This is a genomic window from Collinsella aerofaciens (genome assembly GCF_039836695.1).
Classification (GTDB): Bacteria; Actinomycetota; Coriobacteriia; order Coriobacteriales; family Coriobacteriaceae; genus Collinsella; species Collinsella aerofaciens_BD.
In genome coordinates, this window is record NZ_JBDPAC010000034.1 from 1 (window position 1) to 14,906 (window position 14,906).

Annotated in this window: 17 protein-coding genes and 1 tRNA gene; 5 read left to right on the forward strand and 13 right to left on the reverse strand. The window is 57.1% G+C overall.

All coding sequences use genetic code 11. From position 1 onward, the window contains the following. On the reverse strand, positions 1-567 hold a 567-nt coding region (locus ABG996_RS10240; RefSeq protein WP_347500985.1), incomplete at its 3' end, for a DeoR/GlpR family DNA-binding transcription regulator. 206 nt (positions 568-773) lie between these two features. On the opposite strand from ABG996_RS10240, the gene ABG996_RS10245 reads away from it, so the two are divergent. After that, positions 774-1,826 carry an aldose epimerase family protein gene (locus ABG996_RS10245; protein ID WP_347479670.1) on the forward strand — a complete coding sequence of 351 codons (1,053 nt, stop codon included), beginning with the start codon at positions 774-776 and terminating at the stop codon, positions 1,824-1,826. A 325-nt stretch (positions 1,827-2,151) separates the two neighbouring features. Here the strand turns inward: ABG996_RS10245 and ABG996_RS10250 are convergent, their stop codons facing one another. Continuing rightward, positions 2,152-2,634: a PTS sugar transporter subunit IIB gene (locus ABG996_RS10250; RefSeq protein WP_347479669.1), complete on the reverse strand. Its 483-nt coding sequence runs from the start codon at positions 2,632-2,634 to the stop codon at positions 2,152-2,154. A 207-nt stretch (positions 2,635-2,841) separates the two neighbouring features. Between ABG996_RS10250 and ABG996_RS10255 the strand changes: the two genes are divergently transcribed. Further along, positions 2,842-2,917 (forward strand) — tRNA-Thr (locus ABG996_RS10255). A 212-nt stretch (positions 2,918-3,129) separates the two neighbouring features. Here the strand turns inward: ABG996_RS10255 and ABG996_RS10260 are convergent. The 3 genes from ABG996_RS10260 to ABG996_RS10270 all read right to left on the reverse strand — a co-directional run bounded on the left by ABG996_RS10260 (position 3,130) and on the right by ABG996_RS10270 (position 5,677). Further along, positions 3,130-3,603, reverse strand: a complete 474-nt coding sequence (locus ABG996_RS10260; protein ID WP_347479668.1) for a NanQ anomerase/TabA/YiaL family protein — start codon at positions 3,601-3,603, stop codon at positions 3,130-3,132. A 197-nt stretch (positions 3,604-3,800) separates the two neighbouring features. Next, complete coding sequence (locus ABG996_RS10265; protein ID WP_055251199.1) at positions 3,801-4,736, reverse strand: hexose kinase; 936 nt, start codon at positions 4,734-4,736, stop codon at positions 3,801-3,803. 59 nt (positions 4,737-4,795) lie between these two features. Next, positions 4,796-5,677, reverse strand: a complete 882-nt coding sequence (locus ABG996_RS10270; protein WP_347479666.1) for an aldose 1-epimerase family protein — start codon at positions 5,675-5,677, stop codon at positions 4,796-4,798. A gap of 156 nt (positions 5,678-5,833) precedes the next feature. Between ABG996_RS10270 and ABG996_RS10275 the strand changes: the two genes are divergently transcribed. Further along, the gene (locus tag ABG996_RS10275; protein WP_118372965.1) at positions 5,834-6,418 is read left to right on the forward strand and encodes a flavodoxin domain-containing protein; all 585 of its coding nucleotides are present in this window, start codon (positions 5,834-5,836) and stop codon (positions 6,416-6,418) included. Between the two features lie 75 nt (positions 6,419-6,493). On the opposite strand, the gene nagA is transcribed toward ABG996_RS10275, so the two are convergent. From nagA to ABG996_RS10315, 8 genes are all read right to left on the reverse strand, one after another. After that, on the reverse strand, positions 6,494-7,663 hold the full coding sequence (nagA, locus tag ABG996_RS10280) for an N-acetylglucosamine-6-phosphate deacetylase (protein ID WP_117769904.1): 1,170 nt from the start codon (positions 7,661-7,663) through the stop codon (positions 6,494-6,496). Between the two features lie 118 nt (positions 7,664-7,781). Then, positions 7,782-8,948, reverse strand: coding sequence for an AgaS family sugar isomerase (locus tag ABG996_RS10285; protein ID WP_347479663.1), 1,167 nt, complete (start codon positions 8,946-8,948; stop codon positions 7,782-7,784). Positions 8,949-9,062: 114 nt separating this feature from the next. Next, positions 9,063-9,794, reverse strand: a complete 732-nt coding sequence (locus ABG996_RS10290) for a GntR family transcriptional regulator (protein WP_117806791.1) — start codon at positions 9,792-9,794, stop codon at positions 9,063-9,065. A 185-nt stretch (positions 9,795-9,979) separates the two neighbouring features. Then, positions 9,980-11,062 (reverse strand): PTS system mannose/fructose/sorbose family transporter subunit IID, encoded by a 1,083-nt coding sequence (locus ABG996_RS10295; RefSeq protein ID WP_195232807.1) that lies wholly within the window; start codon positions 11,060-11,062, stop codon positions 9,980-9,982. Continuing rightward, positions 11,052-11,852: a PTS mannose/fructose/sorbose/N-acetylgalactosamine transporter subunit IIC gene (locus tag ABG996_RS10300; RefSeq protein ID WP_022094610.1), complete on the reverse strand. Its 801-nt coding sequence runs from the start codon at positions 11,850-11,852 to the stop codon at positions 11,052-11,054. The genes ABG996_RS10295 and ABG996_RS10300 overlap by 11 nt, the downstream gene beginning before the upstream one ends. Positions 11,853-11,942: 90 nt before the next feature. Then, positions 11,943-12,425, reverse strand: a complete 483-nt coding sequence (agaV, locus tag ABG996_RS10305; RefSeq protein ID WP_022094611.1) for a PTS N-acetylgalactosamine transporter subunit IIB — start codon at positions 12,423-12,425, stop codon at positions 11,943-11,945. A 36-nt stretch (positions 12,426-12,461) separates the two neighbouring features. Continuing rightward, positions 12,462-12,743 (reverse strand): preprotein translocase subunit YajC, encoded by a 282-nt coding sequence (gene yajC, locus ABG996_RS10310; RefSeq protein WP_022094612.1) that lies wholly within the window; start codon positions 12,741-12,743, stop codon positions 12,462-12,464. Continuing rightward, entirely contained in the window at positions 12,743-13,186 is a 444-nt protein-coding gene (locus tag ABG996_RS10315; protein WP_055310428.1) for a PTS sugar transporter subunit IIA domain-containing protein, read from the reverse strand. Before ABG996_RS10315 ends, yajC begins: the two co-directional genes overlap by 1 nt. A gap of 702 nt (positions 13,187-13,888) precedes the next feature. Here ABG996_RS10315 and ABG996_RS10320 point away from each other — a divergent pair. Both ABG996_RS10320 and ABG996_RS10325 read left to right on the forward strand, forming a co-directional pair. Further along, positions 13,889-14,527 carry a hypothetical protein gene (locus ABG996_RS10320; protein WP_347479659.1) on the forward strand — a complete coding sequence of 213 codons (639 nt, stop codon included), beginning with the start codon at positions 13,889-13,891 and terminating at the stop codon, positions 14,525-14,527. Between the two features lie 9 nt (positions 14,528-14,536). Continuing rightward, entirely contained in the window at positions 14,537-14,776 is a 240-nt protein-coding gene (locus ABG996_RS10325; protein ID WP_118099149.1) for a helix-turn-helix domain-containing protein, read from the forward strand. Positions 14,777-14,906 lie beyond the last annotated feature (130 nt).

Consider the following 14,906-nt stretch of genomic DNA (forward strand, 5'->3'; position numbering starts at 1 on the left):
ATTGGACGTAGACACATCGCCATCCAGAATGCCGTTGGCGCCGATAAACGCCGCGTCGATGCCCAACGCACGCAGGGTATCCTCGGCCGTTGGTCCCACAAAAGCGGCGGTGCGGCGACGGTACATGCCGCCCACGAGGCACAGGTCGCAGTCTTCGCGCGCCTCGAGCAGGTTAAACACCGAAAGCGAGTTGGTCACAATGCGCAGGCGACACGCCGGCAGCATCGAGGCCATCTGTTCCACCGTAGTGCCCGTACCCAAAAAGATGGTCGAGCCCTCCTCGATAAGCTTCACAGCACGGCGCGCAATCTGCAGCTTTTCCTCGGCATGCTTAGTGCGCTTTTCGCTGTGCGAATACTCATGGCGCAACATAGCATGGGGACGTCCCTGTGCGCTACGGGCGCCGCCGTGCACGCGCTCGATCTCGCCCAAGCTCGCAAGTTCTTCGAGGTCGCGGCGAATCGTCATATCCGAAACGCCCAGCGCATCCGAAATCTCCTTGACCGAAACCGTGCCCTGCTCTTCGAGCAGCTGACGAACCTTATCCTGTCGCTCTGCCTTAATCACGATGAATCCTCGCCGTTCTTTGCGCGCATATCATTCAAACAGTAACGAACAAATTGTATCAGACTCGTGCGCGTCAAAAATGAACACCCGCACAGCTCCAATCATCACTTTTTTGAGAAAAATACCCCCTGCTTTAGTGGGGTGTAGTGATAATCTCACCTGTTCGCGCTACAGTTTGTCCGAAATACCTCGATGTTAGGAACCAAATGATCACTTCCGAGCTTTTCGGCACCGCGCCGTGCGGCACCTCCGTTCATCGTTATACCCTCAACGGGCCCGAGATCTGCGTTCGCATTATGGACTATGGCGCCACCGTGCTGGGTATCGATGTGCCCGATATTCCCGGCAACGTGCGCGATGTGGTACTGGGCTTCGATAAGCTCGAGGATTACTCTGACAACCCCGCCTGCTTTGGCGCGACCATCGGCCCCGTGGCAAACCGCACCGCGGGCGCCACGATCACCATCGACGGCACGGACTGGCACATGCCGGCCAACGAAGGCGTCAACAACCTGCACAGCGATCTTGAGCATGGTCTGCACAAGCGCGTATGGGACGTTGAGCTCGACGAGACTCACAACGCCGTGCGCATGACCACCTCGCTTAAGGATGGCGAGCTGGGCCTGCCCGGCAACCGCACCTTTACGGCCGTGTTTACCGTTACACGCACCGGTGTCTTCCGTATCGAGTATGGTTGCGAGAGCGACCGTGCCACCTACGTGTCCATGACCAACCACACGTACTTTAACCTTGCCGGCCATAACGCCGGCATGGACTGTGAGCACTTCTTTATCGCCAACGCTGCCCACTACTTGCCCATTAACGAGCAGAACATCCCCACCGGCGAAATCGCTCCGGTCGAGGGAACACCGTTTGACTTTCGCGAGCTGCGCCCCGTCGCACCCGGCATGGAGGCCGACGACCCGCAGATTAAGCAGGCCCGTGGCTACGATCACTGCCTGTGCATCGATGGCTATCAGTACGGCCGCAACCTGCGTCGCGCCCTACATGTCGAGGAGATGTGGACCGGTCGTGAGCTGGACTACTACACCACCGCCCCGGGCGTGCAACTCTACACCGGCAACTGGCTGGGCGACGAGCACGCCAAGGACGATGCCAACTATGGTTGGGGCGCCGGCTTTGCCCTCGAGGCCGAGATGTACCCCGACACGCCGCACCAGCCGCTGTTCCCGCAGGGCATTGTGGGCCCGGGTCATCCCTACAGTAATGTGATCGAGTACCACTTTATGAGGCACTAAGCCCATAACACAACATATCGCACAGCAGCGCCCGCCGGCACACCGCCGACGGGCGCTGCTTCATGCCTAAATCCTTCTTTTCGATGCCACCGAATTGGTGACATAACAAAACTATGCCGAATTACTACGATGAACCCACTATGTCCGACCACGCGCTGGTTTATAAAAAATTAGCAGCTCGTTTACCTGCGGTTTTATTCTCTGCAAATTTGGCATGCTCGGCGATAAGCAATTCATCGTAGAAAACCGGCATAGTTTTGGCGGACAGCGCCACACAGATCCCCTACGAAGGCAAAATGATCCGTTTTCCTCCGTCCCCAAGGGATCAGTTGAACAGATTGCCGATGGGATCGGGGGCGGAACTGGGGAGATAGCGGATTTCTAGCTCTATACCGAGCTTTTGCAACTCTTTGAAGGCGGCGATGTCTGTATCGCCTACGGCAACGGCAGGCGTTGCAGAGCGCTTGCCCTCCCCCGCCCGCATATGGCCGATACTAATCTTGGTTATTGGCACACCGCCCTTAACCAGCGCGAGCGCATCGGAGGGTGAGGCCACCATGATCAGAATCAATTGGCGAGGCGTTGCGGTATGAATGACGTCGATGGTCCTTTGCACCGAGAAAAACCGCGTCCAAACGCCTTCTGGCGCCGCCACCCTCATGGGTGCCCATTGGCGCGAATCTGCCGCGATCTCATCGTTGACGATTAGGACAAGGTTGGAACCCACGGCTTCGTTCCACAGCTCAACGTCTTGTCCGTAAATGAAACGGTCATCGATACGCGTGAGAAGGATCTTGGGTTGAGCCATGGCTGCCCCATTCTGTTTGAGACCCATACGAGCGGGACGTCGACCACCAACTCAACAGCTGGTCAAGCGCCAGATGGACGCCGCAGACATCGCGCCTCTAATATTAGTGCATTTAAAGTGAGAAAAGCCATCAGAACCCTTGCGCGGATGTGCGATGTCCCGTATCATAGACAGCCGTTGACGCCTCAGTTGCGTCACCACATGGCCGCCAGCGTAGCTCAGTTGGTAGAGCACCGCTCTCGTAAAGCGGGGGTCACCGGTTCGAGCCCGGTCGCTGGCTCCATTGCACAAGATAGCCGCCTTCGGGCGGCTTTTTTGTTGCCGATTTTGAGTGCGTGCGTGCCAATCCACGTATCGTAACGGCCTCAACCCCCCTACTCAAAAACAGAAAGCCCCGCCAACCGCAATCCCCAAAGGAACCGCGATCAGCGGGGCCCAAGCGCATTCCTCCAAGGGATAACGCTCGCAAAACGAACAGCTCAGCCGAGCGGCTCGTTACTCCTCCCAGTAAGCGTCTGCAAGCAGCTTAAAGCAGATCTTCTTGACCGGCTGCGCGCCATCGCCCGGGAACTCGAGCGTGGGCATGTGAGGCTCGCCGGCAACAAACAGCGCAAACTTGTCGTCAGCAAGATCGCCGGCGATCGAGGCGTCGGAATCGACCAAATCGTAGTCGTCCTTCTCGTCAAACTCCTGAACCAGCGTCAGGCTGCCCGTGGCAACCTTAAAGGCCTCGCGACCCTCGACGTCGATCTGCAGGTCGTGATAGCGCTGATGCGTCTCGTAGTGGGCCTCGGCTTCGGGACGCGTCGTGGGAGCCATGACGTTCGCAAAGACCTTGTCGCCCAGAATCGAATGGCTGCCGACCTCGAGCTTCGCCGGATCGTTCTCCTCGAGCCAGTCGATCAGCACGTCGAGGCCCTTGAGCATTCCACGGTACTCCTCGATATCGCCCAATGCACCGTAAATCATCTAAATCCCCTCTCGGATCGTTTCTTTGGCGGCTACTCGGCAAACGCATTACCGACGCTGTTGCCACCCACATGCGTCTCGACCAGGGTAAGGTCGGGATTGAACACGACAGTGTCGGCGTCGCGCCCCGGCATAATGCTACTGCACTTGTCGTCGACATGAGCTGGCAACCGATGCCGGGGCAGACGCCCAAGCTCTTACAGCTCGGTCACGACAACGCCGTTGTAGACCTCGTCCCAACGGTCCATGACCAGATGGCCGGTCATGGGATCCATGGCATTGAGTTTGCCGCAGGTGTTGGCGGTACGCAGCACCGTCTCGTCGTCGGCGCCGGCAGCAATCGCATGTGCGAAGCCGGCAATGGTCGAATCGCCAGAGCCCGTAGCGTTAACGGCGGGGATATCGGGGGTCTTGGCGCGGAACGCACGGCCATTGTGGAAGCCAACTGAGCCGGCAGCGCCCATGGATACGACGACCCAGGGGATATCGGAGAAGCGGGCGTCAGAGGCGAGCGCGGAACGGAGCTCGTCCACATCGTCGGTGGTAAAGCTCGTGCCCAGAAGGCCGTTAATTTCGGTCAGGTTAGGCTTAACCAGCTCAGGCTTGACCTCGGACTTGAGCGCAGCCTCGAGCGAGGCGCCCGAGGTATCGAGCAGCACCTTGGCGCCGGCGTTCTCTGCAATACCCGTGATCTTGGCGTAGTAGTCCGCCTCGACGCCGCGGGGCAGCGAACCCGAGATGGTAACGACATCGGCCTTGCTCGCAAGCTCGGCGAACTTGGCGGTAAAGGCATCGAGTTCCTCGGGGGCAATCGTCGGGCCGCTCTCGAGCAACTCGGTCTGGTTGCCAGCATGAAGGATATTGAGACAGATGCGAGTCTCGCCCTTGATGGGCACAAAATCATTCTTAATGCCGTTGGCATCCATGAGCTCGGCCATATAGGCGCCCATATGACCACCAAGCAGGCCGGTTGCCACGACATCGTCGCCCAGCTGGCCCAGGACGCGGGCCACGTTGAGGCCCTTACCGCCGGCGGTCTTTTCGGGCGTCACGCGGTTGACGTCGTCGATAATGAGCTCATCGAGCTGATAGCGCGTATCGACGGACGGGTTCATCGTAACGGTGAGGATCATTTCTAGCTCCTTATCTCGCAGGCTCCTTATGCCTTGCAAAACGAATTGGCTACATGCGACTACAGAATCTCGATTGTGAACGAGCGCACGATGGTTTCTTTGGGCTTGGCGATAAGGCAGCCGCGCTTGTGCTCAAGCACGTCGTCCTCATCGGAGCAGGTCGAAAGACCGCCCCAGGGCTCAACTGCCACAAAATCACCCTCGGGCTTGCTCCACACAATGAGGTACGGGAAGCCCTCAAAGCTCAGGCGAACACCCTTGTCCTCGCCCTTTTTGGAAAGCGTGACCTGACGGCTCTCGAGCACGTCAAAGATGGTCTCCGCAAAATCGAAGAGCTCATGTGACAGAGGCAGCGTCTTTCCCACCATGGGGTTCTTGGAGCGGTTGGTCACGTCAATCAAGCCAGTCGAGGGGACGGCAGTGCAAAGCTCAGCAGCCTCGTCTTTCTCAAAACGCAACTCGTAGTCCGTATAGGCCTCGCCCTCATCGAGCGGGCACCTAAAGCCGGGGTGTCCACCGATAAAGAAAGGCATGTCCTCGGTGCCCTCGTTGGTAACCTCATAGGAGACGCGCACGGCGGCGTCCTCGAGCGTATAGCGGGCGACAAGCTTAAACGGATACGGATAATCGCTCAGCAGCGCGGCGTTATCCTCCGAAGCCAGGCACATCGCCAGCTCGTTCTCGCTCTGGCTCAGCAGCTTCCACTCCTGTTTGCGCGCAAACCCATGGCGGGCGAGCTTCACATGATGTCCGGCAAACGTCATGGCGCTGTTATCGCGCAAACCTCCGCAAATCGGGAAGCAAATCGGTGCCTGGCCGGACCACACGGCGGGATCGCCCTGCCACAAGTACTCGCGACCTCCAGCCTCAATCGAGGTAAACGAACCACCGGTCGTGGAGACCTTGATAGAAATCGAATCGTTGGAGAGAGCGTATTCCATTGTCCATCCTTTCGAACAACTGCTTTTTGCTCGCAAGAACCCGTCTCGGCCCTGACCAAAGGACAAACCCGCACGTTCATCGATGCGTCCGGTTTCCCAGCCATGCAACGGGGTACCATACAGACATTGATGCAATTACAGCTGAAAGGCCTTCTTATGCGAACCATCATCCTTTATGCCTCACGCCACCACGGCAATACGAAAAAGCTCGTGGACGCCATCGTCGAGGCGCACCCCGAAATCGATACCCTCGACGTGAAGTCACTCGGTAAAAACGAATACCCCGACCTGCACGAATATCATCTGATCGGCGTCGCCACGGGCATCTATTACTCCGAGATCGACAAAGATATGGCGCGCGTGCTCACGAACGTGCTGCAGCCGCAGGACAAGGTGTTTGGCCTTATGACCTACGGTGGCAAAAACAAGTGGTACGGCAAGGATATCGATGGCATCTGCCGCATGAGGCAGGCCATCTTTATGGGCGTCTACGGCTGTCCCGGCTTTGATACGTGGGGGCCGTTCAAACTCACCGGCGGTGTCCAGAAGGGGCACCCAACTGCCGAAGAGATTAAGGGAGCTGTCGATTTCTTCGACAAAATCGAAGATGAGTACGGCGATATCATCGTCGAAGAGTACGCCAAGCGCGAGAAGCGTCTAGCATACGAAAAGGAGCATCCCGCGGGGGGTCTTGTGGCCGGCGTCAAGCGCACGGCAAAGAAGATCGCTAACAAGCTGTAACTGTTAAGGTGCTTTTGAGCGTTTAACCCATACGGCGGGTCCGAGCAGATTCGGGCCCGCCGTCTTTTTCTATCGTTACTCGGTAAAGGCGTTGCCGACGCTCTGGCCGCCAACATACGTCTCGACGAGGGTGAGCTCATGGTCGAACACGACAAAGTCGGCGTCGCGACCCGGCATGATGCTGCCGCACTTATCCTCGATGTGCGCGGAGCGTGCCGGCACCTCAGTTGCCATGCGAATGGCGATATCGGCGCTAGCGATGCCCCAGTCGACGATGTTCTTGACGCCCTGGGCAAGCGTGAGCACCGAGCCGGCAATGCTCTTGCCGTCGGCGAGCCAGCACAGGTTGTCCTTCATGATGACGTCCATGCCGCCACTGGTGTAGCTGCCCTCGGGCATGCCGCCGCAACCCAGGCAGTCGGTGATGAGCACCGTGTGCTGCCAGCCCTTTGCCTGTAGCAGCGCCTTGATGGCGGCAGGGTTTACGTGCTTGCCGTCACAGATGATCTCGGCGTAGGTCTCGGGCGTGGACATGGCAGCGCCCACGACACCGGGCTCACGGTGATGCAGCCCGCGCTGGCCGTTATAGGTATGCGTAAAGCAGCTGGCACCGGCGTTGATGGCGGCGATGCACTCATCGTAGGTGGCGTCGGAGTGACCGATGCTGGTCACCACACCCTTGGCGTTCAGAGCAGCCGCATAAGCAGCGGCACCGTCGCGCTCGGCCGCCATGGCGCTCTTAACGATGCGACCGCCCGCAGCCTCCTGCCACTGATCGAAGACCTCCTCGGAGGGATCGATAAGATAAGCGGGGTTCTGCGCGCCCACGTGCTTCATGGTAAAGAAGGGGCCCTCCAGGTAGATGCCCTGAATGCGAGCACCGCAGAAGTCGGGGCCGCGGCCCTCGTCCGCCTTGGCGATAGCGGCGCAGGCATCCTTGATCTGCTCGACGCCATCGGTGAACGTCGTGGGCAGCCAGCTGGTGGTACCGCGACGGGCGAGCTCGGTCGAGCTGATATCGATACCCTCGGGGTCGTTATCGGTAGTCGAGTGGTTATAAAAGCCATGGATGTGAGTATCGACCATACCCGGTGCGATCCACGATCCCGTGTAGTCCTTAATCTCGCAAGAGGGCTCGTCGGCCTGCCAGGCGCCAAAAACGCCATCCTCGACCATAAGATAGCCGCCCAGTTGCGGGCCTGCCGGCAAGAAGAACTTGTCAGCCTTAATTGCGTACGTGCTCATATGCACTCCTTGCTTCTAAAGCAGTTGACTGTGGTAATGCTTATACCCGGTCCATGTAAAAACAAAAAGCGCCCGCCCGCCGTTATGAGCGGACGGGCGCCCTTACAGGGGGACGCGATTAAGCGGTGAAGGGGTGAATCGTCACGCCCTTGACCACGCGGTTGACCGTGCCGGTGGGGCTCGGCGTATCGGGCGTGTTGCCCACGCGCAAGGAGTTGAGCAGGCTGATAGCCTGGGCAAACATCACGAACGGCAGGGCAAGGTAGCCCTCGGGAAGTGCCTCGTAGCCCTTAAAGGTGAAGGACTCACCCTCATAGACGGTGGCACCTTCCTGCTGAACGGCGACGGTGTGCTGAGCGATCTTGTCGCCACCGATCTCGTTGAGGATGTCGATGTCGTACTGACGGGTGTAGGCGTCGTTGTTGACGAACACGAAGACGAGCGTCTTATCGTCGACGAAGGACTTGGGTCCGTGACGATAGCCCATGGAAGTGTCGTAAGAAGTGGCAACCAGGCCGTGAGCAAGCTCGAGAATCTTAAGCTGGCTCTCCTGAGCAAGGCCGCCAAAGGAGCCGGAGCCCAGGTAGGTCACGCGGTTGAAGTCGCCAGCGAGGTAATCGGCGACCTCGGACTCGCGAGCGATAACCTCCTTGCCCATCTTGGCGATGGTCTCGACCCACTCGGCCTTCTGCTCGTCAGAGGCAGTGTCGAAAATAAGGGTGGAGAGCAGGGTCATGCAGGAATAAGAACCGGTCATGGCGAAGCCCTTGTCGTTGGCGCGCGGAATGAGCAGCGTCAGCGCATTGGGATCATCGGCAGACTCGACGGCGAGCTTGCCCTCGGGAGCGCAGGTGATGTTGAGGAACTTGACGTTGTGGACGAGCTCCTTGGCAACGGCAACGGCGGCAAGGCTCTCGGGGCTGTTGCCAGAGCGGGCAAAGGAAACCACGAGCGTGGGATCCTCGGCGCGCAGGAAGTCGCGCGGAGCGCTCACGATGTCGGTCGTGGCGATGGGCTTAAAGTCGTAGAGATCAGTGTTGCCAGCGTGACGCAGGTACGGGGCGCAAGTATCGCCAACGTAGTCGGACGTACCGGCACCGGTGAAGACAACGGACAGACGACCCTCGCCCATAGCGCGAGCCTCGGCCAGGAAGGCCTCGATGGCCTCCTTGTTCTCGCGATAGATGTTGAGCGTATCACGCCAAAGCTCGGGCTGCTGAGCAATCTCGGCCGTGGTGATCTGGGCGCCGAGCTCGGTGAGCTCCTCGACACTCTTCTCGAACATTTCTAATACCTCTCTCTAGAAGTAATCCTCTGACGTGCAATTATACACTTCGGTTGGTTATCTGGTAGTAACCAGTTAAATGCAAAGAATCATCATATGGAAACAATGCGGACACTAGTTGCTACGCTGGTGGTAAACCTTGTATTTAAACTGATCGGCACGAGCAACCGAGAGTGTATACTCCACAACCTCGTTTGACTCGTTATACGTAGTCCTGACCAAATCGAGCACAGGCGAGCCCTCGACAATTCCCAAAAGGTGGGCGTCGGTGGGACGGGCTATGCTCGCATAGAACTCCTCTTCGGCCACGCGAATCTTTTGCTGAAAGTCTTGCTCAATCACATCGTAAAGCGGCTTACGCTCCAGCAGTGGTCGCTTTAGGGAAAGAAATTGACGAACCGGTAGATAGCTGCGTTCGACCATCATGGGCATGTTATCGGCAGAACGAAGGCGCTTAAGCTTAAAAATGCGATCACCGATACGCAATCCCATATGCTCGGCCAGATTCTTATCGGCCTCCATCTCGCAAAACTCGAGAATCGTGGTCTCGGGGTCGCGACCCATCGCGCGCATCTGCTCGGTAAAGCTGTAGGACTGCATAAGATTGGTTGCTTTTGCCGAACGGTCGGTCACAAAGGTACCGCGACCGTGCTGCCGAACCACCAGTCCTAAACGCTCCAGTTCCTGCAGAGCCAGGCGTACCGTAGTGCGCGAGAGACCATAGCGCTCCGAAAGTTCGCGCTCGGAAGGAATCATGTCACCGGCGCGATATTCATGGTCGATCTTTTCGGTCAGAATATCGACCAGCTGATCGTACAGCGGTTGCTTACGCGCTCCGATCGCCATCCTATCCTCCCTTTTGCTCGAATTCGGCTAACTACCTAGGGTGTTTAGCATTATCTGTCTGCCACACCCGAATCATCAAGAAAACAAAAGCCGCGCGCTCTTTCGAGCACGCGGCTTTTAACATACACATGGCTTAAGGGGTCGGGGTGTGAGCCGCGTAGGGACACACCCCTCAAGCTAGAGCCTTACCAGATGCTCGGCCAGAGACCAAGCGGGCCAGCGCCCAGGATGCCAAGGACGAAGAGCAGGAGAATGCCCTTGGTCGGGGTCCAGCTGTGCTTAGCGAACATGTAGTAAAGCAGCAGCGTAAGCATAAGCGGGACGAGCTTCGGGACGATGGTGTTGAGGGTGTCGGCAACAGAGAAGTTGACCGGATCCTCGGTGACGGTAGCGTAGGTCACGGACTCCATGCCGTTGCCCAGATCGGCGACGCCGCACTTGACCTCGTTGCCGTCTGCATCGGTGGCGGTGAGGGCGTTGCCGTCCTCATCGGTCATGGCGATGGTACCGGCCTCAGCGGTCTCGGTATCGATGCCCTCCATACCGGTGAAGTTCTCGGCCTCCTTCTCGGAGACGATCACGGTAGTAGGGGCAAGGCCACGGGTGGTGCCGTTGGGGATCTGGAGGTTGATCTGGGTGCCACCCATGGTGACGACCAGGCAACCGACGACGAAGACGCCCATGATGGAAGCGGCACGCGTGAAGGCCTGCATGTTGGCGGTCAGAGCGTCAATAGCGCTGGTGCCAAGCTTGTAGGACCAGTTCATGAGCCAGAAGCGCAGAGCGAACTGGACGGCGTTGAAGATCACCAGGAAGATGATCGGCGCAGCGGCGTTGCCGTTGATGGCCATGTTGGAGGTGATGCCGGCCGTGATAGGCACAAGCGTCAGCCAGAACAGGGCGTCACCGATACCACCGAGCGGGCCCATTGCGGCGACGCGGACGGCGCGGATCGTGGGGATGTCAACCTTGTTCTGCTCGAGCGAAAGCACGATGCCCATAACAAAGGTGACGAGGAACGGGTGGGTGTTGAAGAACTCCAGGTTGTGGCTCATGGAAGCCGCGAGGTCGTTCTTGTTGGTGTGGATCTTCTCCAGACCGGGGATGATGGAGTAAAGCCAGCCAGCGGCCTGCATGCGCTCGTAGTTGAACGATGCCTGCAGGAAGCAGGAGCGCCAAGCCATCTTGTTGAGGGTCTTCTGGTCGAGCTGCGGAGCAGGAGTGAGATCCTCGTAGTGCTCCGGGATCACATACTCATTAGATGCCATCTTCGAAGTCACCTCCGTCAGAAACAGCTGCACCCTTCAGCTCGGTCTGCTGCTGGAAGTCCCAGAAAGCGATGCCGAAGCCGATGAGAGCGAGGATGAGCAGAGCAGGGGTTGCCAGCGAATCGTTGGCAACGGTGATGAGCGCGAGGCCGAAGCCCATGAGGAAGAAGCCCCACATATCGCGGTTCATCATAACCTTGAGCAGGACGGCGAAGCCGACGAAGCGCATCATGCCGCCTGCAGCGGACAGACCGGTCTGCAGCCAAGTCGGGATGGCAGAAGCGATGGTCTGACCGATGGTAGCGCCAGCGATGAAGAACAGGGTGACGACGACAGCGAAGATCAGGCCGAGCAGAGCCATGGCGAAGTAGTTCAGGCGCTCGATGCCCTTGGTGTCCGCGTTGTGAGCCATGTTATCGGCCGTGGACATAAGCGGGGACATAAGCGTGAAGACCAGGGTAACGCCAAGCTGGCCAAGCAGAGCGAACGGAATGGCGAGGCCGACTGCCGCGTTGGGCTCGAGGCCCGTGGCGATAGCGAGAATGGCTGCCATGATGCCGCCGATGACGGCGTTAGGCGGCTGAGCGCCTCCGATCGGCATGTTGCCGATCGTCATGAGCTGATAGGTACCACCCACGAGAAGACCGGTGTTGAGGTCGCCAAGGATAAGACCGATGACGGCGCCGGTGACGATGGGCTGATAGAGAGACTCGAGGAAGTCAAACTGGTCGATTGCCGCGATGAACGTAACAACGAAGACCAGAGCGATCTGGATGATCGAGTATTCCATCTTGCTCCTCCTTTCAAAATGTATGTACGCACTTTGGATATCACGTACAGAACGTCAGGGTTTCACTCCTGACAACGTGGATCACGAGGATTACGAGAAGAGCTTGCTCGTGTCCTCAACAGGCGTGCTCGGAACGCGCCTGATCTCCAACTCCACCCCCAATTCCTGCAGCTCTTTAAACGCAGCGACATCCTCGTCGTTAACTGCGACGGAGGTGGCGACTTGGCGCTTTCCTTCCGACATGTGCATGTTGCCGATGTTTACCTTCTTTATAGGCACACCGCCCTTGACGAGCGTAAGCACGTCTTCCGGTGTTTCGGCCACGATGAAGATCTTCTGGCGCGGGCTCGCCTTGCCAATGACGTCGATGGTCTTCTGCAGGGAGAAGAAACGCGTAGCGACGCCGGCGGGAGCGGCCATCTTCATGAGGTTCTGGCGCATGGTGTTGGACGCCACGTCGTCGTTGGCGACGAGGATGAGGTTGGAGCCCAGGGTGGAGTTCCACTGGGTTGCAACCTGACCATGAACCAGTCGGTTATCGATGCGGGTAAGAAGAATGTTGGGTTCTGCCATGTTGATCAGCTTCCTTTCGATATTTGCTGACGACAGTTACTTGATCTCCTGAATCGCGTAACGCGAAACATCTACGACGGCTCCGGATCGGACTTTGATCTGGACCTTCTCGCCTTCGATGCCTTTGACGGTTCCGTAGATACCGCCGGCGAAAAGAACCTCCTGACCCGGCTTGAGCTCGGTGTGCAGCTCCTTGAAGTACTTCTGCTTCTTCTTCATGTTGATTTGCGACCAGATGGTGTAAATCAAGCCCATGATGACAAGCAGGCCTAAAAGGGCGACCGAGGAGCTCAGGACGTTGGCTCCGAAATCGGCCATTAGATGCCGTCCTCGTCGCCGAAGATATCCTCTTCCTCGGAGCCGGCAACGGATGCGACCGTCTGGGCGGTGATGCCCGTCTGGCCAACGGTCACGGCCTGCTCGCCAAGCTCGGCGAGCGTGGCATTGCCGCGGAGGAACAGAAGCTCAATAACCATGGGAAGGTTGGTGCCAGTCAGAACCTCGACGTTGTCGACATCCTGGGCAATCATCATCGACTGGTTGAACGGGGTGCCGCCAAGCAGGTCGGTAAAGACAAGCACGCCATCGCACTCCTCGCGCATGGCGGTAATAGCGGCGCGGAGATCCTCACCGTAGGATGCGGCCTGGTCGCCCTCAAAAGGAACGACGGTAAAAGCAGGCTGGTCGCCGGCAACCATAGCGATAGCGCTTGCAAGGCCGGGTGCGAACTGTCCATGACCGGTAAGAATAAAGCCAACCATTCAAATTTCCCTTCCGAAGGTGTGTACAATCTGAGTCCGATGATTTTCGGAAGCCAGCGGGCACTCGCCCTTAAAGCTTCTTAGAAAGCGTTCTTTGAAGACCAGTGGTTTCTAAACTGGTAGTAACCACGTGATGTGTTGTTGTCACTATATCACCCCAGAAGAGGTCGCTTTCGTTGATTCATACGGTAAAACGTTTTTGCACCGCTCACGGTGATAAATCGACCGTTTACCGGTCGTTAACACTTCTACCTGCGGTTTTGAAACCGTTTCGAAATGCTTTGGCAAAAAATCGGATCTTTTCCTGTGTCTAAACAACGCAGGGCGGCTAAAAATAGCGTGTAGAAAAATTGCAGGTCATTGTGAAGATATGTGAATTGGTCTTTTTGACTTAATACCAGTTAGAACCAGTTTTGAGATTATCGGTGAACGGTAGTTTTCGACCGTTCACCGGTTACTTGCAATCGTTTGCAGTTGTTTTCCCATATGAATCGGGGAACCCGATGAAGCACTTGTGCGATCACGGAAAGTTTTGACATTTGTCCTCATCCCCCGCGCACCAAACTCAGGCACCCAAAATGAGCCATAGCTCTCGCTATTCGTCTCACAAACATTACTTACTCTAATCTGTAATTATTTATCGTTTATCATTAAATATGTTATAAAATACAAGTATCATCCAAGACATTGGTTGGAGGAGCTATGATCCGCTGGAACGTACCCAAATCGAATGAAGCCATCGACCGTGAACAGGCAATAGCCGATCTGAGGAAGCTCACTCGCATCTGCAAATGGGCCACAATCTGCATTACCACCGCGCTCGCTCTGGGACTCCTCGCAGTCATTGCGATTGACCTTCTACTCATATTGCCTGGACTCTCCCAAGGGTCGTGTCTCCAATCCGTAGAACTTCAAGCCGGCGAAGGACCGTGCCTTGCTATCGTCGGTACCAATGCACAGGCCCCACTTATGCTCGTCGCACACGATGGTCACACTGCCATAGGAAGCCTCTTGATGACATGTCTCGCGCTTACCATCGCGCTAAGCGTGCGCAGGCTTTTCTTCAACATTGAAAAGAAAGGCAGGCCCTTTGACCTTGAATGTAACCAGACGCTTCGTCGAGTAGGACATTTATTCCTTATCGGCGGCGTTTCCGTGAGACTTCTTGGTGCCGTAATCACGGGAATGATACTCTCAGGATTTGGCGGCAGCTTTACGGATGCGTTCGTCGGCCAGTTATTCGAGCCCTCCATGCTCTTTGCAGGCCTGATTATTTGCCTGATTGCCAGCATCTTCCGCTACGGGTATATCCTGCAAAAACAAGATGACGAGTTGCTCTAGGGGGAATCCATGATTATTCTGCGGCTTGACCGCATGCTTGCCGAACGCAAGATCTCATCCAAAGAGCTTGCGGAACGCGTGGGCATCTCCCAGGTCAATATGTCGCGCATCAAGACGGGCAAGGTTTCTGCCGTGCGCTTTTCAACTCTTGATGCGATATGCCGGGCACTCGACTGCCAACCGGGCGATGTGCTGGAATATATGCCTGACGATGAAGCCGATAACCTTTTTGGACTTAAAGATTCATAGGCATAATTTAGCCACCAGCGCCTAAACGCAAATAGCCCGCTAGAACAACATCCTGAACTACGTCCCAAATCTTGGACGCCCTAAATAGCGACTAGGCCGCGAGGGCCTGATTCCGGAACTCCTCCGGGGT

Coding starts and splice junctions, on each gene's coding strand:
- ABG996_RS10295 (WP_195232807.1), bottom strand. CDS start 11,062: ATGGCATCTAATGAGTATGTGATCCCGGAGCACTACGAGGATCTCACT.
- ABG996_RS10300 (WP_022094610.1), bottom strand. CDS start 11,852: ATGGAATACTCGATCATCCAGATCGCTCTGGTCTTCGTTGTTACGTTC.
- ABG996_RS10285 (WP_347479663.1), bottom strand. CDS start 8,948: ATGTTCGAGAAGAGTGTCGAGGAGCTCACCGAGCTCGGCGCCCAGATC.
- nagA (WP_117769904.1), bottom strand. CDS start 7,663: ATGAGCACGTACGCAATTAAGGCTGACAAGTTCTTCTTGCCGGCAGGC.
- ABG996_RS10290 (WP_117806791.1), bottom strand. CDS start 9,794: ATGGCGATCGGAGCGCGTAAGCAACCGCTGTACGATCAGCTGGTCGAT.
- ABG996_RS10315 (WP_055310428.1), bottom strand. CDS start 13,186: ATGGTTGGCTTTATTCTTACCGGTCATGGACAGTTCGCACCCGGCCTT.
- ABG996_RS10245 (WP_347479670.1), top strand. CDS start 774: ATGATCACTTCCGAGCTTTTCGGCACCGCGCCGTGCGGCACCTCCGTT.
- ABG996_RS10265 (WP_055251199.1), bottom strand. CDS start 4,736: ATGATCCTCACCGTTACGATGAACCCGTCCGTCGATACGCGCTATCAG.
- ABG996_RS10260 (WP_347479668.1), bottom strand. CDS start 3,603: ATGATTTACGGTGCATTGGGCGATATCGAGGAGTACCGTGGAATGCTC.
- ABG996_RS10250 (WP_347479669.1), bottom strand. CDS start 2,634: ATGGCTCAACCCAAGATCCTTCTCACGCGTATCGATGACCGTTTCATT.
- ABG996_RS10275 (WP_118372965.1), top strand. CDS start 5,834: ATGCGAACCATCATCCTTTATGCCTCACGCCACCACGGCAATACGAAA.
- ABG996_RS10320 (WP_347479659.1), top strand. CDS start 13,889: ATGATCCGCTGGAACGTACCCAAATCGAATGAAGCCATCGACCGTGAA.
- ABG996_RS10270 (WP_347479666.1), bottom strand. CDS start 5,677: ATGGAATACGCTCTCTCCAACGATTCGATTTCTATCAAGGTCTCCACG.
- yajC (WP_022094612.1), bottom strand. CDS start 12,743: ATGGCCGATTTCGGAGCCAACGTCCTGAGCTCCTCGGTCGCCCTTTTA.
- ABG996_RS10325 (WP_118099149.1), top strand. CDS start 14,537: ATGATTATTCTGCGGCTTGACCGCATGCTTGCCGAACGCAAGATCTCA.
- agaV (WP_022094611.1), bottom strand. CDS start 12,425: ATGGCAGAACCCAACATTCTTCTTACCCGCATCGATAACCGACTGGTT.